Raw genomic sequence first — 22,619 nt, forward strand, 5'->3', positions numbered from 1 at the left:
TCAATTGAACCATTTAACCTTATTTCCGATCATCAAGCAATTGTCCGAAAGAGGATCAATCCCACTTAATGCAAGGATTATATTTCCTTAATTTACGAATGTTATAATTACTTTAAACAATTTTACTCAAAGTGTTGACAAAATGAAAACGTATACATATAATAAAAGTACAGTATGGTTTCTCTCCACTCCTATCCAATAACTGTATTGCTCCACGTGAGCAATGGCCGCTTATGTAAGCGGTCTTTTTTTTGCCCTTTTTTAGGATACGTACTGTAACAGCTGGTTTTCAACACAAAGAAAGAGGGCTTTCGCCCCCTTCCATAAGCCTAAACCCATACTTGATACCCTAGGGAATCCAGCAACGTTTTGGCACGTTCCATTTCTTCTTCCTGCCGGAACGACAAACGCATAATACCCGGTACATCGACCCGGTTTTCAATAATCTCCATGTTACTTAAGTTAATATCATTTGCCCCAAGTTCAGTGGCAATCTTACCGATCATCCCCGGCGCATCCTGCACATCTGTATACAGATCAAACAACGACGAAATCATGCCTTTGCGTCGTTCTGGCAGCACACTGCGGAACTCGCGTGCCTGACGGAACGCTTCCTCAATGCCCTCACCATTTTGTTGCTCCAGCATTTCGGTGAAAGCCGTCATTTGGCCGTTCCAGTCCTTCAGCAAGCCCAGCAGCACCTCACGGTTGCTCAGCAGGATATCTCTCCATACAATGGCATCACTGGAGGCAATCCGGGTAATATCCCGGAAACCGCCTGCAGCCAGCATTTTATACAAAGGGTTCGATTCATTATATTCGCGCACCTGGTTCACCAGCGCAACTGCAATAACATGTGGCAAATGACTGATCGCCCCCACAATGTCATCGTGCAGCAGCGGCTCTACACGAACAATCTGGGCACGTGTATACGCAAGAAGATCAGATAACCTGTCATAAGCTTCCTCAGGTACATGTTCTGAAGGGGTCAAGACGTAGTATGCATTCTCAAATAACACAGCCGAGGCTGCATCCACACCTGCACGCTCAGATCCGGCCATCGGATGACCGCCGATAAAGTATGCTTCACTCATGCGGACATGCTCAGCACAGGCTGCGATGGACGCCTTAGTGCTTCCTACATCCGTAATAATACATCCCTTTTTCAAGGGAAGCTTGGCCAATTGTCGAAAATAGGATTCGAGCAACCCAACAGGTACGCACAAAAAAATAAAGTCGGCATCCTGTACCGCTTCCTCCAGAGAGAGCGTAGCATCGTCCACTACACCACTCGCTATGTACTTGTCCTTTAATTCAGGCAGGTGGGCATAGCCCATCACCGTTACACCGGGCTTGCCTCTGAAGCAAAGCGCCAGTGAACCGCCGATGAGCCCTACACCGATCATTGCAATTTTTAGTTTCATGGGTCCTCACTCTTTTCATCGCCGGATTTAAGGGCGTGCTACCGCCTTCTCAGCCAGCGTGTTCTCCAGTGCCGTGACAAACGCACGGTTCTGTTCTGATGTTCCGACGGACACACGAATGTATGTTGGATATACATCGAATCCAGGACGAACAATAATGCCTTGTTTCAAAAGCGACTGGAACGCCGTTGCAGATGGCATATCCAGATCAACCATAATGAAGTTACCCTGGGAAGGGAAAAACGGCAGTTCTAACCGCGTGAATTCATTTTGTAAATACTCTCGCTCTACCGCATTACGCTCCGCGCACTCTTGGACAAAAGCCTGATCCTCAAGTGCAGCCTTCGCCGCAGCCTGACCGAAACGTGAAGTGTTAAAAGGCTCACGCACGCGGTTGATAAGATCGATCACTTCCGGGCGTGCAATACCGTATCCAATACGCAATGAAGCTAGGCCATAGATTTTGGAGAATGTCCGCAAAATGACCAGGTTAGGATAACGCTCAATCATAGGGACACTTTGTGGATACGCCTGATCCGTTACAAATTCATAATAGGCTTCATCCAGCACAACCATGACATGAGAAGGTACACGATCCATGAATGCCGTCAATTCCTGGTCAGAGATAATTGTACCCGTTGGATTATTGGGGTTACACACCCAGACTGCTTTGGTCTTATCATTGATTTGCGCCAGCATGGAAGTCAGGTCATGAGTTCCATCCTTGAGCGGCACTTCAATGCTGACAGCACCCTCGATGTCCGCGTTACTTTTGTAAACAGAGAACGTCTGGTCGGCCATGATGTTCTCGTCTCCAGGGAGGAAGAATGCGCGAGTGATCAACGCAATGATCTCATCCGATCCACAACCAAAGATCAGATTATTCCGTTCCACTCCCAGATGCTTGGCCAGCACTTCAGTCAGTTCCGTGGAACTGCCATCCGGATATATGCTTACATTGACCAGCTCTCTGGTGATCGCTTCAAGTGCAGCAGGGGAACTTCCATATGGATTTTCGTTGGAGGCCAGCTTGATCACTTGCTCCAAACCCAGTTCACGTTTCACTTCTTCAATCGGTTTGCCCGGTTTGTATACAGGCAGATTGACAATCTGGGACTTCGGTTTCAACCCGACCGCCTCCTGTTATTGAAATAGTTATGGACATGCCTCAGCCTGTGCTGAGCATGCCCCGGGGATGTAACATCCTTTAATCCCTATCCTTTTAATTGTGCCACAAAGTTGCGAATTTGCAACAGTCCAGCCTGACGCGTATCCGGGTTTCCAAGAAGAGGTATAGCTTCTTCCACCTGACGAACGATAGCACTACCTACAACCACACCGTCACAGATACGGGAGAAACGAGTTACCTGCTCGTGACTGGAAATGCCGAAGCCAACAGCGACCGGAAGATCTGTCAGACTCTTTACAGTTTCAATGAAGCTCTCTACCCCATCGAAAAAGGAAGCTCGCTCTCCCGTAACACCCAGCGAAGAGACACAATAGATGAAACCACGTGCTCCCGTGACAATACGCTCGATTCTCGCGTTGGACGTAGGGGCTACGAGCGGAACCAAATGCACACCCGCAGCATCCGCACGGCGTCGCATATCCTCCGCTTCCTCAATCGGAAGATCCGGGATGATCATGCCACTGATCTCATGTTTGATCAACTCGTCAAAAAATACATCCAGTCCTGTCTGCAACACCGGATTATAGTAGGTGAACAGTACAAAAGGCATTTTCACGCCCTCCGCACGCGCTCTTGCTGCTGTCTCCATACAAGTCCGAATGGTGATCTGACTTTTCAATGCACGCTCGGAAGCACGCTGGATTACCGGTCCATCCGCGAGCGGATCAGAATAGGGAACACCGAGTTCCAAAATGTCCGCCCCCGCCTGTTCCAACTCCTTAATGATTTCCACCGTGGTGTCCACATCTGGATCTCCAACTGTAAGGAATGGAATAAGTGCTGTACGGTTCTGTTCTTTCAATTGCTGGAAGGTCTGGTCCATCAGGTTCATGCCAAGTCCCCTCCTGTATATTTCATAATGGATTCAACGTCTTTGTCACCACGGCCGGAAAGACAGATCACAACGATATCATCAGCGCTGAGTTCAGGCGCGAGCTTGACAACCTGCGCAACAGCATGGGCTGACTCCAAAGCGGGGATAATGCCTTCTGTTCGGCTCAGCAACTGCAGGGCATCCAATGCCTCCTGGTCCGTAATCGGGACATATTTTGCACGTTTAATATCTTTGAGATAGGAATGCTCAGGACCAACACCCGGATAATCAAGTCCCGCCGAAATGGAATGGGCTGGCTGAACCTGTCCATATTCATCTTGCAGTAGATAACTCATCGAACCCTGGAATACACCATGTGTGCCTTTGCTCATCGTAGCCGCATGGAACTCGGTGTCCACCCCTTTACCTGCTGCTTCAACACCAACAAGCTTCACATCCTCATCGCCAATAAACGGATAGAACATGCCGATTGCATTACTTCCGCCGCCTACAGCTGCAACAATCACATCCGGCAGCCGTCCTTCAATCTCCTGAATCTGGCGCCGTGTCTCATCACCGATCACTCGCTGGAAGTTACGTACCATCATAGGGTACGGATGAGGACCGACTACCGATCCAAGCACGTAGAAGGTATCCTCCACATGACTAACCCAGTAGCGGAGTGCCTCGTTACCTGCATCTTTCAATGTGCGCGTACCAGATGTCACCGGAATGACTTCTGCCCCAAGCAGCTTCATCCGAAATACATTCAACTGTTGTCGCTGCGTATCTTCTTCACCCATAAACACTTTACATTCAAGCCCCAGCAATGCAGCAACTGTTGCCGTGGCAACGCCATGCTGTCCTGCACCCGTTTCGGCGATGACTTTCTTTTTCCCCATCCGTTTAGCCAGCAATCCCTGTCCAATAGCGTTATTGATCTTGTGTGCTCCCGTATGGTTCAGGTCTTCGCGTTTCAGATAAATTTTGGGTCCACCCAAGCGGCGGGACAATTGTTCTGCATGGTATAAAGGCGTTTCACGGCCAGAATACTCGCTTAGCAGATAATTCAGTTCTTTGTTGAATTCCTCGTCTTCGGAGAAGTGGCTGTACGCTTCCTCCAGTTCGATTAGAGCGTTCATTAGTGTCTCAGGTACAAAGCGGCCTCCGAAGGGACCGAAACGCCCGTGTTGATCCGGCAATTGATGTGTCATGCCTGCTTCACCCTTTCTACAAATGCTGTTATTTTCGCAATATCCTTCACACCTTCGGACTCTACGCCGCTGGAAACATCGACGCCGTCCGGTGCATATCTCTGTATCAGTTGTTGCACATTATCCGGCTGTAAACCTCCTGCCACGAACAACGAGATTCCATGTTTTCTTGCCCATTCGGCGTAGAAAGAAATTCGTTCCCAGGCAAAGGTTTTACCGGAGCCCCCTCCATAGAGCGGGTCAAACGTATCGAGCAATATGGCGTCCACCACATTTTTATATGGATCAAGTGCCATCAAGGCAGTATCGTTAGCTAATGAACCTGTTTCATCCTTGGGAAAAGAGAACGCCTTGAACACTTCGGTATCGAAGCGCTGCTTCACCTGTTCACAAAATTCCGGCGATTCCTGTCCATGCAGCTGAATGACATCCAGGTGTGAAATCTTCATGATACTTTCCAGCTCTTCAAACGTCGGATTCACGAAAACACCTGCCAGCTTCGGCCGATCAAACATCGTCCAATCCAAGAGAACCGTTCTTAGCTCGGCTCCCTGTTCAGGTGTAATACGGCGACGGGATGGGGCAAAAACAACACCAATGTAATCCACAGGCAAGTTTATCATCGATTTTAGCACTTCAACGTCCTGAAGTCCACATATTTTTACAGCCGCTGCCGGCCGGTTTCGCAGATCCACGTCTCTGCTGCTTGTGCCGTCATGATTGGATCCATTCATGCTTTTGGTCCCATCAGTTCATATACCGCAGCCTCAACATTGTCTTTGCGCATCAGATGCTCCCCAACAAGAATACCGTGCACACCTGCATCAATAAGAGATTCCAGTGGCTCAGGACCGTCAATTCCACTTTCACTGATTAATGTTACACCATCCGGAATTAAGTCCATCAAATCCAACGTGGTGTTCAGACTGGTTTCGAACGTTTTCAGATTGCGGTTGTTAATTCCCACAAGTGTTGCCTGCGGAATATCGAGTACTTGCTCCAGTTCGGCACGGTCATGGACTTCAATTAATGCATCAAGGCCCAGACTTTTGGCAAACGTCAGATATTGACGCATCTGTTCAGGTGTCAGAATGCTCGCTATCAGCAAAACGGCATCCGCGCCAAGCAGCCTTGCCTCGGCAATCTGTCGCTCATCTATAATAAAATCCTTGCGCAGTAGCGGTATGTTCACCGCTTCATGAATCGCCTGCAAGTATTCGCTATTTCCCTGGAAATAAGAAACGTCAGTCAATACCGATATACAATCCGCTCCAGCCCGTTCGTATGCAGAAGCAATCTCTACCGGATGGAAATCAGGACGAATCAGTCCTTTGGACGGAGATGCCTTCTTCACTTCGGCAATGAGACCCAGCTTACGGTTACGTCTCTCTGATAAAGCACGCTCGAATCCACGAGTATGGGGTAATGCCTCTATCTTCTTCAACGCATCGTCCATCTGAAATGTTTGTGCGAGAACTTCAACTTCTTTATGTTTGGTTGCTACGATTCGATCAAGATACATGACTGTACGCCTCCGTTGTATGAATTAACTGTTCCAGCTTCCCGGCAGCCTTGCCGGAGTCTACAGCTTCCGTTGCCATCAACACACCTTCTGCAATGGTATTCGCTAGTCCGGATACATAGATGCACGCCCCGGCATTCAACAGAACGACATCGCGGTATGCGCTCCGTTCTCCCTGGAAGATCCTTTTAATAATTTCGGCATTCTGAGCCGCATCTCCTCCAAGAACCGATTCCAGCGGATGCAACGATAATCCCATATCACGTGGATCAATGTCATACGTATGCACTTCACCATTACGCAGCTCGGATACCTGGGTTGGTGCGGAGATGCTGATTTCATCCAGTCCATCATGACTCGCTACCACCAAAGCTCTTTTCAGCCCCAGACGATTCAACACTTCAGCGATCATCGGTGTCCGGCTGCGGTCATATAAACCAAGCAATTGTCGATCCGCTCCCGCAGGATTGGTTAGAGGTCCGAGCATGTTAAAGATTGTACGAACACCCAGCTCTTTTCTTGGCGCAGCAGCATGTTTCATAGAAGGATGGTACACCTGAGCAAAACAGAAACAGATTCCGATCTCATCGAGACATTGTCTCGCCTGCTCTCCGTCCAGATGAATATTCACACCCAATGCTTCAAGTACGTCCGCACTGCCCGCCTTGCCTGAGGCAGAGCGATTACCATGCTTCGCCACCCGGACAGAGACTGCAGAAGCAATGATGGCCGATGCCGTTGAAATGTTGAACTTATGAATACCAGAACCACCTGTTCCACAGGTGTCCAGCAGTCCATTGCCGTCAGTCAGAATCCGTCCGCCCTGTCCACGCATGGCTTCGGCAAATCCCGTGATTTCATCCACCGTTTCCCCCTTCATCCGCAAGCCCATAAGCAAACCTCCGATTTGAGCCGGAGTGGCTTCACCTCTCATGATGGAGTACATCAAGTCGCGCGCTTCCACCTGCTCCAGATGGTTGCCCTCCAAAATTTTGGCAAGGCCATTCTTCATCCCTTCCGCTTGACTATCTTCAGTTGCGAATCGCTCGGATTCTTCATTCATGACTGGGTTCATATTCATTTCCGGTCTCTCCTCTCTCAGTTTTGTGAAGCCGTGGCTGGGGTAACAAAATAATCGGCGTTGGCAAGTTTCAAGGTGTGATCCTTCTCTTTTGCAGGAAACATCGCTTCTGCTGTACGAATCGCCTTCAGCAACGCTTTGGCTTTATTAACTGTTTCTTCATATTCATTCTCAGGCACCGAATCCCATACAATTCCGGCTCCAGCCTGCACATATGCTTTTCCTTTTTTGAAAATAATCGTTCGGATGGTAATACAGGAATCCATGTTGCCCGAGAAACCAAGATAACCAATAGCACCTGCATAAGCACCCCGTGCTTCTTTTTCGAGTTCTGCAATGATCTCCATCGCACGCAGCTTCGGCGCACCGGATACCGTCCCCGCTGGCAAGCATGACAGAAATGCATCAAAGAAATCCTTGTCTTCTCTAAGCTCTCCTGTAACATTGGACACCATGTGCATGACATGGGAATATCGTTCAATTTCCATGAACATGTCACATTTCACACTTCCGAAGTTGGACACGCGTCCCAGATCATTACGTCCCAGATCGACAAGCATCAGGTGTTCTGCACGTTCCTTCTCATCCTGCAGCAGATCTGCTGCCAATGCACGATCTTCTGCTTCTGTTGCTCCTCTTGGGCGAGTCCCTGCGATCGGCCGTGTCTCTACGCGGTTTCCATCCACTTTTACCAATGCTTCCGGTGAAGTCCCCACAATAATTTCATCGTCCATCTTCAGATAATACATGTAGGGTGATGGATTCAACGTCCGAAGCACACGATATACATGCAGCGGAGAAACTTCGGTATCAATATGGAAACGTTGGGATAATACCACTTGAAAAATATCTCCTGCCCGAATGTACTCTTTGGCCTGCTCTACATTTCCGATAAACTGTTCCTTCGTGAGATTGGATCGAATATCCCCCAGTTCCACGTCTCCTGGAATGGAACGCGGATTCAGGTTCTCCCCTGGTCCTTGCTGCTGCAAGCGTTCAGCCGCCTGTTCCAGCTTCTCAGAAGTTAAAGCATAAGCTTGACGGATATCATCATCCGTTGCACCGTCTTTCACGTGCACATTACCCACGAGCAGCATCTGCTGCTTCACATGGTCAAACACGATAATCTGGTCACAGAACATGAAGCGAATATCATCCATTTTCAGATCATCCAGCGCGTGGGCCGGAAGCTTCTCATAATATTGCAGCAGATCGTATCCAAAGAAACCAATGGCCCCGCCTGTAAATGGCGGCAGTTCATCATCTTTCGGACTGCGATACTTACGCAATAGCGCTTTGAGTTCTTCAATCGGTTTGCCTGGCAGTTCTCGAATCTGTCCCGCTTCTTCTACCACAATCCGGCCTTTTTTGGCCGAGATCATCAGGAACGGATCTGTACCGATGAAGGAATATCTCGCCCATTGAATTCCACCCTCCACACTTTCCAGCAGAAATGCCCGGTCGTTGTCAGCATAACGGCGGAAAATCCGAATCGGGGTCTCCATGTCTGCCAGAATCCGTTTGACTACCGGAATCAGATTATATTCATTCGACATTTTCAGTACTTGATTAACGTTTGGCGTTATCATTAGATCACGTCCTTTCAGATTTATATAAGTTCAACTAAAGAGGTTTACACTGAGCACTCCGATGACAGAACAACCTTCCGATCGCTGTTATCCCCAGATTTTTTGATTCCCTTTCTAAAGGGAAAATCCGGTGATAAAGGCGAACGCTCCGCTTCTTCAGGTTATTTCTGTCCTCTCCGTTTTTGTGTAAAAAGTTTAGTTGAACCTATATGGGTAGAAGAAACAATTCAATATACAACAAAAAAACCCCTACCATCAGGTAGAGGTTTGGTTATAAGCTGTTTCAACAGGTTGGTGCTTCATAAATAACAAGTCCCTATACATGCATCCTTACCGAATTATCAGACAGGCTGTTGTATGGATGTTTCATACATCCATCAAATACAAAGGAAATGTACCAGCATACACTGATCTCATCCATAGCACACATTCTTTCATGAAATGCATGAGGATATCGGTCGTGTTATACCTAAACAAAACGATGTCGCTAGACACGTTTGCATTCCTTCATCCTGTTTCAAATAATTCCGTAGCACGACGTACCGCGAATCAGTTGACCGGCTTCTGTTACTCCGGTTACCACCCGCTGGACTCTGCTATATACTCCACTCATCTCAGCTGCTCTCAGCTCAATCTCTACTCTACTCAACTGGTTCTCACTATACATCATTCCGAATGATTTGACAACCACTCTAATCTTACGAATTGGAAGGTGCCGCCAAATCGGGACGCAGAGACTGTGCACCGTTAAGATACACATGGTTGATTTCATTCTGACCTTTTGCAGTGTTAACATGTACCATAAAACGGATGCACTGTGGCAAGGCGCCTGCAACCGGAACTTCCAGCGCACACATCAAGGGTACAAGCTCCCAGCCATCCAACTGGCGAATTGCCTTTGCTGGGAAAGCAGCATCCAGATCTCCAGTCATCGTAATCCACACACTGCAAATATCTTCGGGTGTGATCTCGTTACGATCCACGATTTCCTGCAATAGTACAGCCGTTTCTTTCAAAATATGTTCTTCGTTATTATGCGTGACCGTAGTAGCCCCGCGAATTCCCCGAGTAACCATCGCTTTTAATCTCCCTTCTTGAGCATTTCAATGACGTCGCGTACTGCCGATACCGGTACATCCTTCACAATTCTGGCAGCGCCGATCCGGTCAGGAATAATGAAGACCATATGGCCCTCACGGAACTTTTTGTCGTGCATCATTGCATCCATTAATGCATCCGTATCCAAATGTTTTGGCATCGTCACCGGCAGGCGCAATGAACGCAACATGCGAACCGTATCGTCATAGAGTCCTGCTGGGGCTCCCAACTTCTCGCCGAGCAATGCAGAGCCCGCCATACCAATCGAGATGGCTTCACCATGCAGAAATTCGCCGTAACCGGCAATCGCTTCAATGGCATGACCAATCGTATGACCCAGGTTTAACAATGCACGTTCTCCATTTTCACGTTCGTCACGCGATACAATCTCTGCCTTGATACCACAGCCTCGTTCCAAGCCATATCCCAAAGCCTCCGGATCAAGGGCAAGCAGTTCATCCGCATGCTCCTCACACCAGTATGCAAAAGCTTCGTCCCGAATCAGTCCGTGCTTGAGCATCTCTGATAAACCAGCCGAGACATCGCGTGGCGGCAAGGTTTGAAGAGTATCGACATCATATAGTACCAGCTCTGGCTGATGGAATGCACCGATCATATTTTTAGCCAGCGGATGATTGACAGCTACCTTGCCGCCAACACTGCTGTCATGCGCCAGGATCGTCGTAGGCACTTGTACAAACTTGATACCACGCATATATGTAGCAGCAACAAAACCAGCCAGATCCCCTACAACACCGCCGCCTAGAGCAACAATAGCGGAACTGCGATCCAGTTTGCCTTCGATGGCGACAGTCATCATATCCTGATATACCGAAAGGGATTTCGATGTTTCACCCGATGGAACAACTGCGGAGACGACTGTAAAACCAGCCGTACGCAGCGTTTGTTCCAGATTGGACAAGTATTTGGGTGCCACATGCTCATCAGTAATAATGAGTAAGGGGCTTTTTTTGGTTAAGCCGTATTGCTCAAAATATTGAGGCGCTTGAGCCAACAGGCCGCTGCCAATCAGGATTGGATATGAACGCTCCTCCAACTGCACTGTCAGCTGGCGCATCTTAGTAATTCTCCAGTTGATTATTGTAGTTGGCAAAGTTCGCGCGGATTTCCTCCATGGAGTCTCCGCCAAATTTCTCAAGGAAAGCTTTTGCAATTTCCCAGGCTACCACATGCTCCATTACTACACTAGCTGCGGGAACAGCACATGCATCGGAACGCTCAACCTGAGCTGTAAATGCTTCTTTGGTGTCGATATCCACACTTTGAAGCGGTTTGTACAACGTAGGAATAGGTTTCATAACCCCACGTACCACTACTGGCATACCGTTAGTCATCCCGCCCTCGAATCCGCCCAAACGGTTGGTAGCTCGGTGATAACCACGCTCTTCGCTATGCACGATCTCATCATGCACCTGAGAACCACGAATCGTTCCGGCTTCGAACCCGATACCAATTTCCACACCCTTGAATGCGTTAATGGACATTACACCCTGAGCAATCCGTGCATCCAGTTTGCGATCATACTGTACGTGGCTACCAAGACCTACAGGCACACCTTCAACGATACATTCAACGATACCACCAATGGAGTCGCCTTCCTGCTTGATCTGGTCGATGTAGGCTTCCATCTTCTTCTCGGTTTCTGCATCGGTCACACGTACGGAAGAAGCTTCTGTCACTTCAATCAGTTCATCGATCGGCAGATCTTGATAAGGAGCTTCGATTTCTCCGATACGCAGCACACGTCCAGCTACTTTGATTCCGAATTCAGCAAGGAATTGACGCGCAATAGCACCACAAGCTACACGCACCGTTGTCTCACGCGCACTGGAACGTTCCAGTACATTACGCAAATCTTTGAGGTTATATTTGAGCCCGCCATTCAAATCGGCATGTCCCGGACGCGGACGATGAACGCGACGTTTCTCTTCGTCACTACCTTCAATTGGCTCAATATTCATAATATTCTGCCAGTGTTTCCAGTCATTATTTTGAACAACCAGCGCTACGGGAGCACCCGTTGTATATCCGTGACGGATACCACCAACGAAATTGGCCTGATCCTTCTCAATTTGCATGCGGCGTCCACGACCATATCCCTTCTGGCGGCGGTGAAGCTGAAAATTCAGTTCTTCAAAATCAATATTCAAATTGCTTGGCAATCCTTCAATAATTGCGGTTAATTGGGGTCCGTGCGTCTCCCCTGCGGTTAAATAGCGTAAACTCATAATACGTTCCCCCTTTAAACTGTTAAACTTCACATTGCTAAAATCCCATAATTTCTTTGCTTATTATAGTATAGCTGACCGGCTTTGACAAGAAAGCGGGTCGTTTCTTGTCCTAAATGGATAGGACTCGATTGGGGATTGATTGAGATTCCGACGCGTCTGAGAAACATCCATACATCCGTTATGCAAATAACCGCCTGGACACATATACATGTGCACGCCAGACGGTTATGAAATAATTGAAATTATTTTTTGCGATAAAAGAATGTTTCCGATGTCTCAAGACCATATTGTCCCGGGGAAAAAATCTGTTCCGTACTGCCCACGAACAAAATACCACCTGGACGCAAACTTGTTGCAAATTTGTGATACAACAGGTTTTTGGCTTCCTCGGTAAAATAGATCATGACATTTCGGCACACAATCAGATCATACCCTTCGTCAAAACGATCCAACAACAAATTTTGCTTCATGAACTTGACTGAACTTTTCAGTTGTTCATCAATACGGTACACCAAGCCATCCTGCTTGAAGTATCGATTTGCTGTTTCCTTCGGTACATCTTTGAGCGAGCGTTCCATATAACGCCCTTCCTTGGCTTTGGCGAGAGCACCTTCATCCAAGTCACTTGCCGTAATGGAGCTTCCCTTAAGAATGCCCATCGTGTCCAGAATCATCGCCAGAGTGTAAGGTTCTTCGCCTGTGGAACAAGCGGCACTCCACACTTTAACGCCACGCTTCTGACCCAGTAACTCAGGCAGTATTTCATCTCGCAGTACTTCCCAGCGATTAGGATTACGCCAAAATTCCGAGACGTTAATGGTCATGCGGTCCAGAAACTCATAAAACAGAGACTTGTCCTTTTGCATGGCATCAAAAAAATTAGAAAACGTATGAAATCCATTTTTGTTACGAAGTGTGGTCAGCCTTCTTTTCATCTGGCCTTCCTTGTATTGAGCAAGATCAATGCCTGTGCTCTCTTTGATTTTCCGAATAAATCCGGCATAATCCGGGTCTAGTAGTTGTTCCTGCTCCAGCATCGTATCACCCTTCTGGCTAAAAAATTACAACCAGGCTGCGATGCTCTTGTCGTACGTTACCAGCTCATCCGGAGTAAAGAAGTTTGCTGCTTCACGAGTGGCGCTTTCCGGTGAATCCGCCCCATGAATCAGATTATGCGGTGTGTGGCTGGCGAAATCTCCGCGGATTGTGCCGGGAGCCGCCTCCTTTACATTGGTTTTCCCGATTACGATGCGCGCAAGCGCCACGATGTCGTCCCCTTCCCAGACCATAGCAAATACAGGTCCAGATGTGATAAAACGAACCAGATCATCGAAGAACGGTTTCCCCTCATGTTCAGCATAATGGCGTTTGGCCTGATCTTCAGACATCTGCACCAGCTTGCCTGCCACCAACTTAAATCCTTTGTCTTCCAGACGGCTAACGATACGCCCTATCAAACCACGCTGCACACCATCCGGCTTCACCATCAAAAATGTACGATCCATAGGCTCACTCCTCACTCACGGTTCAAAGTTATTTCATTATGTAAACGCAATCCCTTTGATTGTAACATACATGTCCAAATCCTCCCAATGAGGAATATCACATGAACGTTATTTTTTGAGTGAGAACAGCTACACAAGGAACTGCATTCACGAAAAGATGACCGTCCGTAGCAGAGTAATGTTCAAACATTTTAATGCGTACGTTTGACCACAAAATGAGCGATATCACGCAAGTTTTTGGTGGTCTTGATGTTAGGCAGTTGATCCAGAGCATCGAGCGCTTTCTTCATATATCGGTCAGCCAGGGCTTCTGCTTTAGCAATTCCTTGACTTTGGCGAATCATTCCAATCGCATCGGATGCACTCGCCCGTCCCTCCTCATGCTGGACGCGGGTTATCTCCTCCAGCAAAGGCTCACGCAAGTTAGGTTCCTGCAATGCATACAGTACAGGCAGCGTAATATTTCCCTGCTTCATATCACTGCCTGGAGGCTTGCCAAGTTGTTTCTCAGTACCAACCAGATCAAGTACATCGTCTTGAATCTGGAACGCCATGCCCACGTTGTAACCGTAGGTGTACAGCAACGAAGATACATGCTCCGGCGCACGAGTAGCAAGTGCCCCCAGCTGGCAGCTGACAGCAATAAGAAGCGCCGTTTTGCGACGGATTCGCAAGAGATAGTTACGCACACTTTGTCCCGTATTGAAAAAATCCCGAATTTGTTCCATTTCACCAATGGACATCTGCACCATTGCTTTGGCCAGAATACGGTGTATCGCCGGATCGGACAGGCCCGCAGTCATTTCAAGCGCCTTGCCGTAAATGTAATCACCGGTGTACATCGCAATCCGATTATCCCATTTGGACTTCACCGTTGGTTTACCTCTCCGCGTCGCGGCATTATCAATAACATCATCGTGAACCAGAGAAGCCGAATGAATCAGTTCCAACGGAACCGCTACCAGCTTCAAACGTTCAATGTCGTATGTACCAAATTTCCCACCCAGTAACACAAATACCGGACGCAAACGCTTTCCCCCTGCCTTGAGCAGGTGAAGTGACGTTTCGCTTAGCAGCTTCTGTTCTCCCTGAACACTGCGATACAATTCTTTTTCAATGTAGTCCATGTCTTTTTTTAACAACCCGAAAATATCCAATAGTTTCATTCGTTCACCCGTGTCAGCGTATTGTCAGTCCATAAATCCATGCTTACCTTCCCCTCCAGCAAGTCGGGCCTGCAGGCATAACGAAAAACCAGGGCTTGCCTTTCCTGCTTGTGTTCTTCTAACGTACTAATCTTCTTCGAATGTCAAGGCCGACATCCGGGAATTAAACTCTGCGACTTGTTCTGAAACATAAGTACAGAAGTTGCCGGAGCATGGGTCAAGGCTGTGGTCCATCCAAACATCACCATCAGCGCTCACCAATACCCCGGGATTGGGGGACAGCAAATTGCCCCTGCAATTCGGTCAGCAGATTCAAAATTGCAGGAAGCTCAGAAGCTATCCCCGTTCATCCGGTTCACCCCATCTTGTAAACAGTTGATGTGGGATGCGCAAACTATCGAGCACTTTACCCACTAGAAACAGAATCAACTCGTCCATCGTTTGGGGTTTGTAATAAAAAGCAGGCATGGCCGGTATCATACGGACACCAAGCCGTGAGAGCTTCAGCATGTTTTCCAGATGGATTGCATGCAGTGGCGTCTCACGTGGCACCAGGATCAGCGTTCTTCCCTCTTTCATCATGACATCGGCAGCTCGGGACATCAGATTATCCGACGACCCTTGTGCAATGGATGAAAGAGTCCCCATGGAGCAAGGCATGATAATCATGCCTTCTGCCAGGAAAGAACCACTTGCGATGGAGGCACCAATATCACTAACGGGATGATAGATTAGGGAACCCGCACGGCCGCCGAATTTTTCTTCCAGCACACGGTCCCGATTCGTAACATCCCAGTCCATTTCTTCTTTCAGTACACGCCACCCGGCATTGGAGATCACCAGATGCACGGTGTATTCAAGATCAAGCAGCGTTTCAATTAATCTGATGCCATATATACTTCCACTGGCCCCGGTAATTCCGACAACAAGTCGTTTATTGTCCGGCTGCTGCATGTTTATTTCACCGCCAAATCAATCAGGGTAAACGTAAATACAACCAGGCTCAGAACACTATTCATCGTAAAGAATGCTGTTTGTACACGGCTCATGTCATTTGGTGAAACAATATAGTGCTCATAGAACAGAATACCATAAGTAATCAGCATTCCAGCGCCATACCACCAGCTCAGATCTGTCATCAGTAACAATGCAAGAAAACCAATCGCCGTAATCACGTGGAAAAACTTAGCAATCTGCAATGATTTGTTAAGACCGAAACGGGAAGGAATGGAATGAAGCCCCTCTCCCTGGTCGAACTCCAGATCCTGACATGCATAGATGATATCGAATCCTGCAGTCCAGAACACAATCGTAACGTACAGCACAATCGCTGTCCAATCCATCGTACCTGTAACCGCTACCCAGCCTCCAAGTGGTGCAAGACCAATGGTCATGCCGAGAACAACATGGCACAGCCATGTGAATCGCTTGGTATAAGAATACAATACCAGCATAAATACAGCTATCGGCAACAGCTGCATGGATAACAAATTAAGGTTAGAAGAGGCCCAGAACAATAATACAAATGATACCACGATAAAAATAACGACCTCACCGTTTTTTAACAAACCGGCAGGGATTGCTCTCATTGCAGTACGTGGATTTTTCTTATCTATCGCTTGGTCAATCATGCGGTTCAAACCAAATGCCGCACTCCGTGCACCAATCATTGCAAGTAATACCCACATAATCTGCATCCAGGTAGGGAATGTATCTTTCACTACCATGGAACCGAGGATAGCTCCCATAAATGCAAAAGGTAAAGCGAAAAGCGTGTGTTCAATCTTAATCATTTCTAAAAAGATGCGAATTTTCCTAAACATGCTGATTCTCCTTGGTTCCAATATGCAGTGCCGCGATGCCTCCGGTTAGAGGGTAGGCCTGCACTTGCTGCAATCCGGTTTCTGCGAAAATGTCGGCCAGTTCCTTCCTTCCTGGAAAAAGTGCCAGTGAGTCCGGCAGCCATTTATACTGCTCATAACGTTTGGCAAACAATTTGGCGAGGTTCGGCAATACTTGTTCAAAATAAAAATAATAAATGCCTTTAAAGGGCTGCCATGTCGGCTTGGACAATTCCAGGCACACCACCATGCCGCCCGGTTTTACTACACGCTTCATCTCCGACAGAACCTGTCTGAGATCGGGTACATTGCGCAGTCCAAATCCAATGGTAACATAATCAAATGAATTGTCTTCAAAGGGAAGTGACATCGCATTGCCTTGAATCAGCGTGATCTGTTTCTGACGGTTTACAGCATCAACCTTGGTTTGTCCAACCTCCAACATGTTGCTGCTGAAATCCAGTCCATGCATGTGACCTGTTTCACTTGCTTCAGCCATCGCAAGCGTCCAGTCACATGTGCCGCAGCACAAATCAAGACCGGTATCGCCCTTGGACATATTCATTTTCTTCATGGTAAATTTACGCCAAGCCTTGTGCCTGCGGAAACTCAGAATATCATTCATGACATCATATTTACCGGCTATACTCTGAAAAACAGAATGGACATATTCTTCTTTAGGTTTGGTCTCTCCGCTCCCCATTCGTCTGTCTCCCCCTCAATCTTCCCTTACTGCCGCATGTGAAGGCTGCAAATACGTCAGGTAAGGCTCCAGGATTGCATTGATCTCATGCAGGCCCAGTTGATCTTCCTCGTCTTGCAGCAACAGTTGTATACGGTGTGTACACTCACGAAGCTTGTCCAGCAAAAACTCGCCGATCCGATACTTGTGCACCATACCGCTCCATGCTCTTGTATCCGGCTCCGGCTGACGCAGCATATTCCGCTCATCGTCATTGCCATACTCATAAATATGCCAGAAAGCATAACTGTGATAAAAGTTCTGTTCATCGTTCATCCGTTGCAGCTCTTCCATTATTGCCTCGCAGTAGCTGAATTCGGCCAACAGGTCGTTCCATAGCGATGCTTCGTTATCGCGGATCATGCCTGTAAAAGAAAGAAACAGCTGCATCTTCAGCTGTACTGTTTCACGCAAGTATTCTTCAGCAGAAACGAGGAGCTTTTTCATCCGTTCATAGAGCGTCATCTTGCGTGCATTCACTTCGGATACAGCACCACTAAGTTTACCGATCATTTCAATTTTGCCTGCATGGGCAAGCAACTGATAGAAACGACTACTGAAATAATCTCCGGCAAGCACGTTCAGCTGACGTGAACGCATCTCCAGTTCTCTGCGCTCTCCGGATATCGTATCGATTCGATCATGCGTATCCATGGCCAACTGAACGAGCGAGGTTGCGAGAGCGTATAGCTCATCATGCACCTTTTCGTCTGTGCGGCCCACAAATACCTGCAGCAGACGAGCCCGGCTATCCGGAAATGATGGGATTTCCGTATGTTGTCGAATCATGTCGTAATCCGTATATTTCTTTGCTAGTTGGGGTACGCGATATGAATTCATTCTCAGCCTCCGAGCCTTTACATTGTTAAACCAATTTCTGCACTACAATCTTATATATTATAGCATATGTTGATCGGGCACGCACTGAATCCTGCTATTCTATTACCCCTGATTTGACATTTCGAATTGCTTCTTCCAAAGTTCGGTCTCCATCATGTGAAACCAGTCCTTCAATTCGTCCGATAGGATCGGACTATTCCAGTCTCGAAGCGTTTCGATCGCATACATTGGCCATTCCCCACGCCGAAAATCGGCAGCGAGCAACAAATGTCTTTTGTGAAGCCATTCATCCTCTGCCATAACACGCAGCATCACCTGCTCCACGTTATCCAGACCTCGAAATCCCAGATCTGCCACAGCAGCCATATTGCCATAGATTTCACTGTAACTTGTGCTAGTTCCGGTAACCTTTAGATCTAGCGTCAAAATGGATTGTTTCCACTCCACCCTGGCAATGGGTGTCGATAATTTCATCGTGCTCAGCACATCCACCAGATTGTCTTCTGTTAGCTGGACGGGATGCTGCGCCGTAGTAACGGGTTGTACGTTTTCACCGCCCAAAGTACGCATATGTAAGGTCTGTATGGCAACAAGCAGAAGGACCGCCGCAACCGTTGCCAGCAGTGAAGCAGTCACGATCATCCGCGGTTTCATATATGCCTCCCTGCCCTTACCTGTTAGTGTAGTCTGTCCGGTAAAGGCTCATACCTCATTGTACAATGAAAAAAAGCAGGCTATGCCTGCAATTTTCATTATTCCGACTGAATTTGTCCATGCTTCGTGATCAGCGTGGCTTTTCCACGGATTTTAATGGCGGAAGTATGATTGGTAAATTGGGCAAACATGACTTCTCCCTTATCCAGCTTCTCCGTATGGTGGAAACGGGTATCCTGACCTCGGGTTAAGCCGATCACCTGAACACCGTTCTCCTCCGCCTTAATTACGATATAATCACTGCCGGTTGGATGATCCATCACGCACATCCCCTCTCCTTGTTCAATAGCGTTAATGATGATAAAGATTGTTTCATTTGTCAACCAGCCCTTAAGTGAATGGAGTGCAATAATCTGTTACTCCCAGGTCATACTACAAGTGATCCAGCCACAGAAAGGAGAGTCTCTATGAAGTACATGCCAGCAGCACTGACAGACGAGCACATTCACCAGTTAAAAGAAACCGAACAGCATCTGTCCGCAGCCGCTGGAAAAGAACTGATTTTGATTGCCTATGCGCAGCAACCGGATGAGCCGGAGTCGCTAGACGGCAGGAAGAACAATGATTAATGGACAAAAGAAAAGGCCGTGAACAAGTCACGGTCTTTTTGTCGACATATGGAATATGTAGAAATCTTATTTAATTCCGTCTTTGAGCGCTTTACCTGGTTTGAATGCAGGAATTTTGCTCGCAGGAATTTCGATTTCTTCACCTGTTTGCGGGTTGCGTCCTTTACGTGCAGAGCGCTCGCGAACTTCGAAGTTCCCAAAACCAACCAATTGTACTTTGTCTCCGCTTTGAAGAGCCTCAGAGATTGCTTCGAATACGGCATCAACCGCTTTCGTTACATCCTTTTTGGACAATTCAGTCGCTTCGGACACGTGTGTAATCAAGTCTGATTTGTTCATTTTTTTTTCACCTCCTGAATCAATGTCCTGAATGTTATACTGTGTTTCCGTTTTATAGCGAAATATACGTTCATGCACAAAAAATCTACGTACATCTTGAGCGTGATGAACACAAATCTCGGCCTGCGGTCAACAGTCATTTCCGGCAGAATGTCGCCTGAAACAAAGGTTGTTTCAGACGCCGAACAAATTTTATACTAATACAGACAGCACACAATTTCAAGTGCGGTTGCGGTTTAACACGTAAAATGTAACCGCCAGGGCAAGCACGAGCACCCCGCCTTTTACAATATCATGCGTGAAATATTGAACATTCATCATAGTCAAACCGTTCACCAATACACCAATCAGAACCGAGCCAATGAATGTTCCAATCACGTTTGGTTTACCTGCACCAAATACGGAGAATCCGACAAACACAGCGGCCACGGATTCCATTAACAACGGAGAACCCGCATCAATTTGTCCTGAACCCACTTTGGATGCATAGATAATACCGCCGATTGCAGCAAACACTCCAGCAGCTACATAGGCGAGTGTACGCACCTTTTTTACCTTGATGCCGGATAGACGTGCCGCCTCCTCATTACCTCCAGTAACGTACATCTGGCGCCCATACTTCGTATACGTCAAAAAGATATGCACACCGATAACCGCAATGAGCAACAGGATGACCGAAATCGGCATTCCCAGCCATTTTCCCTGCCCAAGCTGCAGAAATGTGGGGTCCATCTCTCCGGCAGCCTTGCTTCCGTCTGGAAACTGCATATGGTTATAGATCGTGTACCCTTGAGCATACGTTTTGTGAATTCCACCGATAATGTACATCGTCGCAAGTGTAGCGAGCAGATCCGGAATACGGAGTTTCACAATTAGCAAGGAATTAAGCCAACCAATCACTGCCCCAATAATCAGCGGGACGATAATGACAACTGCCAGCGGCTGCTGATACCAAATCATTAATGAAGCGGTAACGACAGTAGTTAGCGAGACGGTTGCCCCCACCGAAAGATCAAATCCATCTACAATGAGAGATAAGGTAACACCAATCGCTACAAATGTCACGATAGAGATTGAACCCAAAATATCGGTCAAGTTACTGTACGTGAAGAAATAAGGCAGTTTAATACCGAAAAATGCTATAACACCAATAATAACGATAATCGCGCCATAACGGAACGCAAAATCCAATGATTTATCCTTCATGCTTCCACCTCTTGTCCACCGCTTGCGTAGTATAGCAGCTGTTCTTGGTTAGTCTCGCCCCGTTTGAATTCCTTTACGATAATCCCTTCACACATGACTGCAATCCGGTCACCAATGCCCAATCCTTCATCCAGTTCACATGTGAAATAGATAACAGCTTTACCCGCCAAAGCCAGTTCGTTAATGATGCGAAAAATGTCACTTTTGGCGCCGATATCCACACCTTTTGTCGGCTCATCAAAGATAAAGACGTCTGCGTCCGCATTCAGCCATTTGCCAATGGCCACCTTTTGCTGATTGCCACCGCTTAAATACTTCACTTCCTGCCGAACTGACGATGTTTTGATACCAAGTTGCTGCACTAAAGATTCCGCATTCTCACGCTCTCGCTTTCGACTTACAAAACCTAATCTACTAAGACGTCCAAGCAAAGGCAGGCTCAAATTCCGTTCCACGTTTTCCTCAATCAGAATCCCCTGTTTCCGCCGTTCCTCAGGCACGGAGACAATGCCCAGAGCCGCAGCATCAGCAGGTTGGGAAAGGTGAAGTTCTCGATTGTTAACCCGAATCTCTCCACTCTCCACCCGATCTGCACCAATCAACAAGCGGGAACATTCCGTTTTCCCCGCACCTACAAGCCCTACCACAGCAAGCACTTCGCCTCGACGAACAGACAGGTCCACACCCTTGACTCGGACTCCACGCCGAAGTCCTCTTGCTTCCAGCAACACTTCACCTACCGGTGCTTCTGTCTTGGGGAACTCTTCCTCGAACGGTTTTCCGAGCATCTGCGTCACCAGATCATTGATCGTAAGCTCTTTTGCCTCACCCGTGAACACATGTTGTCCATCTCTCATCACGGTAACGCGGTCACAGTGACTTGTAACTTCAGGAAGACGGTGCGTAATGAAAATACATGCCACTCCTCGTTCTTTCAGCAAATGTACAATTCGGAAAAAAGCGTCCGTTTCTTCCTGGCTCAGCGGTGCAGTTGGTTCATCAAAAATAATGACCTTGGCATCCTGGATCAGAATACGTGCGAGCAGAATCATCTGCTTCTCCGCAAGCGTCAGGTCGGCTACTTTTTTGTGAACGGATATAGCCGCTCCTAATTGCTGCAAAGCTTCAGCCGCACGCTGTTGCAGTTTCCGCGGGCTTTTCCACCAACCTCCGCCAGGCGACGCCAATTGATCCAGCATAATGTTCTCGGCAGCTGTCAATTGGGGAACCAGTGCAGCATCCACCTCTTGGTACACACAGTGAATCCCACTCGCTTTGGCATCGCCTGGTGAATTCAGATGAAGCGTTTGCCCACTTAATTGGATGGTGCCCTGATCCAGTTGATAGGCACCAGACAGAATTTTCATCAATGTGCTCTTGCCGGCACCATTCGCACCAAGCAGCGCGTGAATTTCCCCGCCTTTGACGGAGAACTCCACGTCTTTCAGGGCAGGAATGCCAGCAAACTGCTTGTGGACATGTTCCATTTGAAGCAAAATCGGTGCAGTACTCAT

General features: G+C 47.7%; 25 protein-coding genes. 1 reads left to right on the top strand and 24 read right to left on the bottom strand.

Features of this window, described 5'->3' with window-relative positions; translation table 11 throughout:
- Positions 1-329: 329 nt before the first annotated feature.
- The 21 genes from ACFVQB_RS16185 to mtrB form a co-directional block, all read right to left on the bottom strand.
- The gene (locus ACFVQB_RS16185) at positions 330-1,424 is read right to left on the bottom strand and encodes a prephenate dehydrogenase/arogenate dehydrogenase family protein (protein ID WP_379440941.1); all 1,095 of its coding nucleotides are present in this window, start codon (positions 1,422-1,424) and stop codon (positions 330-332) included.
- Positions 1,425-1,451: 27 nt separating this feature from the next.
- Positions 1,452-2,552, bottom strand: a complete 1,101-nt coding sequence (gene hisC / locus ACFVQB_RS16190) for a histidinol-phosphate transaminase (protein WP_379440942.1) — start codon at positions 2,550-2,552, stop codon at positions 1,452-1,454.
- Between the two features lie 86 nt (positions 2,553-2,638).
- Positions 2,639-3,445 (bottom strand): tryptophan synthase subunit alpha, encoded by an 807-nt coding sequence (gene trpA, locus ACFVQB_RS16195; protein ID WP_379440943.1) that lies wholly within the window; start codon positions 3,443-3,445, stop codon positions 2,639-2,641.
- Complete coding sequence (trpB, locus tag ACFVQB_RS16200; protein WP_379440944.1) at positions 3,442-4,641, bottom strand: tryptophan synthase subunit beta; 1,200 nt, start codon at positions 4,639-4,641, stop codon at positions 3,442-3,444. Before trpB ends, trpA begins: the two co-directional genes overlap by 4 nt.
- On the bottom strand, positions 4,638-5,375 hold the full coding sequence (locus tag ACFVQB_RS16205) for a phosphoribosylanthranilate isomerase (protein WP_379440945.1): 738 nt from the start codon (positions 5,373-5,375) through the stop codon (positions 4,638-4,640). The genes trpB and ACFVQB_RS16205 overlap by 4 nt, the downstream gene beginning before the upstream one ends.
- Complete coding sequence (gene trpC / locus ACFVQB_RS16210) at positions 5,372-6,163, bottom strand: indole-3-glycerol phosphate synthase TrpC (RefSeq protein WP_379440946.1); 792 nt, start codon at positions 6,161-6,163, stop codon at positions 5,372-5,374. The genes ACFVQB_RS16205 and trpC overlap by 4 nt, the downstream gene beginning before the upstream one ends.
- Positions 6,153-7,175, bottom strand: a complete 1,023-nt coding sequence (trpD, locus tag ACFVQB_RS16215; protein WP_379441399.1) for an anthranilate phosphoribosyltransferase — start codon at positions 7,173-7,175, stop codon at positions 6,153-6,155. Before trpD ends, trpC begins: the two co-directional genes overlap by 11 nt.
- An 86-nt stretch (positions 7,176-7,261) precedes the next feature.
- Positions 7,262-8,833 (bottom strand): anthranilate synthase component I, encoded by a 1,572-nt coding sequence (gene trpE / locus ACFVQB_RS16220; protein WP_379440947.1) that lies wholly within the window; start codon positions 8,831-8,833, stop codon positions 7,262-7,264.
- A 517-nt stretch (positions 8,834-9,350) separates the two neighbouring features.
- Positions 9,351-9,482 (bottom strand): hypothetical protein, encoded by a 132-nt coding sequence (locus ACFVQB_RS16225; protein ID WP_379440948.1) that lies wholly within the window; start codon positions 9,480-9,482, stop codon positions 9,351-9,353.
- A 49-nt stretch (positions 9,483-9,531) separates the two neighbouring features.
- Complete coding sequence (gene aroH / locus ACFVQB_RS16230; protein ID WP_053780692.1) at positions 9,532-9,909, bottom strand: chorismate mutase; 378 nt, start codon at positions 9,907-9,909, stop codon at positions 9,532-9,534.
- Positions 9,910-9,914: 5 nt separating this feature from the next.
- On the bottom strand, positions 9,915-11,009 hold the full coding sequence (gene aroB / locus ACFVQB_RS16235; protein WP_379440949.1) for a 3-dehydroquinate synthase: 1,095 nt from the start codon (positions 11,007-11,009) through the stop codon (positions 9,915-9,917).
- 1 nt (position 11,010) lies between these two features.
- Complete coding sequence (aroC, locus tag ACFVQB_RS16240; protein WP_063566771.1) at positions 11,011-12,180, bottom strand: chorismate synthase; 1,170 nt, start codon at positions 12,178-12,180, stop codon at positions 11,011-11,013.
- 245 nt (positions 12,181-12,425) lie between these two features.
- Positions 12,426-13,220 (bottom strand): CheR family methyltransferase, encoded by a 795-nt coding sequence (locus ACFVQB_RS16245; protein WP_379440950.1) that lies wholly within the window; start codon positions 13,218-13,220, stop codon positions 12,426-12,428.
- Positions 13,221-13,244: 24 nt separating this feature from the next.
- On the bottom strand, positions 13,245-13,688 hold the full coding sequence (gene ndk / locus ACFVQB_RS16250) for a nucleoside-diphosphate kinase (RefSeq protein WP_063566769.1): 444 nt from the start codon (positions 13,686-13,688) through the stop codon (positions 13,245-13,247).
- Positions 13,689-13,879: 191 nt separating this feature from the next.
- Positions 13,880-14,854, bottom strand: coding sequence for a polyprenyl synthetase family protein (locus tag ACFVQB_RS16255; protein ID WP_053780687.1), 975 nt, complete (start codon positions 14,852-14,854; stop codon positions 13,880-13,882).
- 336 nt (positions 14,855-15,190) lie between these two features.
- A complete protein-coding gene (locus ACFVQB_RS16260; RefSeq protein WP_063566767.1) occupies positions 15,191-15,808 on the bottom strand; it encodes a UbiX family flavin prenyltransferase in 618 nt (205 codons plus the stop codon).
- A gap of 2 nt (positions 15,809-15,810) precedes the next feature.
- Complete coding sequence (locus ACFVQB_RS16265) at positions 15,811-16,677, bottom strand: UbiA-like polyprenyltransferase (RefSeq protein ID WP_379440951.1); 867 nt, start codon at positions 16,675-16,677, stop codon at positions 15,811-15,813.
- Entirely contained in the window at positions 16,670-17,398 is a 729-nt protein-coding gene (locus ACFVQB_RS16270; RefSeq protein ID WP_379440952.1) for a demethylmenaquinone methyltransferase, read from the bottom strand. Before ACFVQB_RS16270 ends, ACFVQB_RS16265 begins: the two co-directional genes overlap by 8 nt.
- A gap of 15 nt (positions 17,399-17,413) precedes the next feature.
- A complete protein-coding gene (locus tag ACFVQB_RS16275) occupies positions 17,414-18,277 on the bottom strand; it encodes a heptaprenyl diphosphate synthase component 1 (protein ID WP_379440953.1) in 864 nt (287 codons plus the stop codon).
- Between the two features lie 102 nt (positions 18,278-18,379).
- Positions 18,380-18,931 (bottom strand): hypothetical protein, encoded by a 552-nt coding sequence (locus tag ACFVQB_RS16280; protein WP_379440954.1) that lies wholly within the window; start codon positions 18,929-18,931, stop codon positions 18,380-18,382.
- A 98-nt stretch (positions 18,932-19,029) separates the two neighbouring features.
- Positions 19,030-19,251, bottom strand: a complete 222-nt coding sequence (mtrB, locus tag ACFVQB_RS16285; RefSeq protein WP_024630669.1) for a trp RNA-binding attenuation protein MtrB — start codon at positions 19,249-19,251, stop codon at positions 19,030-19,032.
- A 147-nt stretch (positions 19,252-19,398) separates the two neighbouring features.
- On the opposite strand from mtrB, the gene ACFVQB_RS16290 reads away from it, so the two are divergent.
- On the top strand, positions 19,399-19,560 hold the full coding sequence (locus ACFVQB_RS16290; RefSeq protein ID WP_379440955.1) for a hypothetical protein: 162 nt from the start codon (positions 19,399-19,401) through the stop codon (positions 19,558-19,560).
- Between the two features lie 66 nt (positions 19,561-19,626).
- Here ACFVQB_RS16290 and ACFVQB_RS16295 read toward each other — a convergent pair whose 3' ends face one another.
- The 3 genes from ACFVQB_RS16295 to ACFVQB_RS16305 all read right to left on the bottom strand — a co-directional run bounded on the left by ACFVQB_RS16295 (position 19,627) and on the right by ACFVQB_RS16305 (position 22,619).
- Positions 19,627-19,899, bottom strand: coding sequence for an HU family DNA-binding protein (locus ACFVQB_RS16295; protein WP_024630670.1), 273 nt, complete (start codon positions 19,897-19,899; stop codon positions 19,627-19,629).
- 219 nt (positions 19,900-20,118) lie between these two features.
- Positions 20,119-21,105, bottom strand: a complete 987-nt coding sequence (locus tag ACFVQB_RS16300; RefSeq protein ID WP_063566763.1) for an ABC transporter permease — start codon at positions 21,103-21,105, stop codon at positions 20,119-20,121.
- Positions 21,102-22,619: a sugar ABC transporter ATP-binding protein gene (locus ACFVQB_RS16305; RefSeq protein WP_379440956.1), complete on the bottom strand. Its 1,518-nt coding sequence runs from the start codon at positions 22,617-22,619 to the stop codon at positions 21,102-21,104. The genes ACFVQB_RS16300 and ACFVQB_RS16305 overlap by 4 nt, the downstream gene beginning before the upstream one ends.

Source organism: Paenibacillus sp. NPDC057886 (assembly GCF_042796655.1).
In the GTDB taxonomy this organism is placed as follows: Bacteria; Bacillota; Bacilli; order Paenibacillales; family Paenibacillaceae; genus Paenibacillus.

Excerpts from the sequence above, each read along its gene's own strand:
- ACFVQB_RS16185 (WP_379440941.1), bottom strand. The coding sequence starts at position 1,424 with ATGAAACTAAAAATTGCAATGATCGGTGTAGGGCTCATCGGCGGTTCA.
- trpA (WP_379440943.1), bottom strand. The coding sequence starts at position 3,445 with ATGAACCTGATGGACCAGACCTTCCAGCAATTGAAAGAACAGAACCGT.
- trpB (WP_379440944.1), bottom strand. The coding sequence starts at position 4,641 with ATGACACATCAATTGCCGGATCAACACGGGCGTTTCGGTCCCTTCGGA.
- ACFVQB_RS16205 (WP_379440945.1), bottom strand. The coding sequence starts at position 5,375 with ATGAATGGATCCAATCATGACGGCACAAGCAGCAGAGACGTGGATCTG.
- trpC (WP_379440946.1), bottom strand. The coding sequence starts at position 6,163 with ATGTATCTTGATCGAATCGTAGCAACCAAACATAAAGAAGTTGAAGTT.
- trpD (WP_379441399.1), bottom strand. The coding sequence starts at position 7,175 with ATGAAGAATGGCCTTGCCAAAATTTTGGAGGGCAACCATCTGGAGCAG.
- trpE (WP_379440947.1), bottom strand. The coding sequence starts at position 8,833 with ATGATAACGCCAAACGTTAATCAAGTACTGAAAATGTCGAATGAATAT.
- aroH (WP_053780692.1), bottom strand. The coding sequence starts at position 9,909 with ATGGTTACTCGGGGAATTCGCGGGGCTACTACGGTCACGCATAATAAC.
- aroB (WP_379440949.1), bottom strand. The coding sequence starts at position 11,009 with ATGCGCCAGCTGACAGTGCAGTTGGAGGAGCGTTCATATCCAATCCTG.
- aroC (WP_063566771.1), bottom strand. The coding sequence starts at position 12,180 with ATGAGTTTACGCTATTTAACCGCAGGGGAGACGCACGGACCCCAATTA.
- ACFVQB_RS16245 (WP_379440950.1), bottom strand. The coding sequence starts at position 13,220 with ATGCTGGAGCAGGAACAACTACTAGACCCGGATTATGCCGGATTTATT.
- ndk (WP_063566769.1), bottom strand. The coding sequence starts at position 13,688 with ATGGATCGTACATTTTTGATGGTGAAGCCGGATGGTGTGCAGCGTGGT.
- ACFVQB_RS16255 (WP_053780687.1), bottom strand. The coding sequence starts at position 14,854 with ATGAAACTATTGGATATTTTCGGGTTGTTAAAAAAAGACATGGACTAC.
- ACFVQB_RS16260 (WP_063566767.1), bottom strand. The coding sequence starts at position 15,808 with ATGCAGCAGCCGGACAATAAACGACTTGTTGTCGGAATTACCGGGGCC.
- ACFVQB_RS16265 (WP_379440951.1), bottom strand. The coding sequence starts at position 16,677 with ATGTTTAGGAAAATTCGCATCTTTTTAGAAATGATTAAGATTGAACAC.
- ACFVQB_RS16270 (WP_379440952.1), bottom strand. The coding sequence starts at position 17,398 with ATGGGGAGCGGAGAGACCAAACCTAAAGAAGAATATGTCCATTCTGTT.
- ACFVQB_RS16275 (WP_379440953.1), bottom strand. The coding sequence starts at position 18,277 with ATGAATTCATATCGCGTACCCCAACTAGCAAAGAAATATACGGATTAC.
- ACFVQB_RS16280 (WP_379440954.1), bottom strand. The coding sequence starts at position 18,931 with ATGAAACCGCGGATGATCGTGACTGCTTCACTGCTGGCAACGGTTGCG.
- mtrB (WP_024630669.1), bottom strand. The coding sequence starts at position 19,251 with ATGGATCATCCAACCGGCAGTGATTATATCGTAATTAAGGCGGAGGAG.
- ACFVQB_RS16290 (WP_379440955.1), top strand. The coding sequence starts at position 19,399 with ATGAAGTACATGCCAGCAGCACTGACAGACGAGCACATTCACCAGTTA.
- ACFVQB_RS16295 (WP_024630670.1), bottom strand. The coding sequence starts at position 19,899 with ATGAACAAATCAGACTTGATTACACACGTGTCCGAAGCGACTGAATTG.
- ACFVQB_RS16300 (WP_063566763.1), bottom strand. The coding sequence starts at position 21,105 with ATGAAGGATAAATCATTGGATTTTGCGTTCCGTTATGGCGCGATTATC.
- ACFVQB_RS16305 (WP_379440956.1), bottom strand. The coding sequence starts at position 22,619 with ATGAGTACTGCACCGATTTTGCTTCAAATGGAACATGTCCACAAGCAG.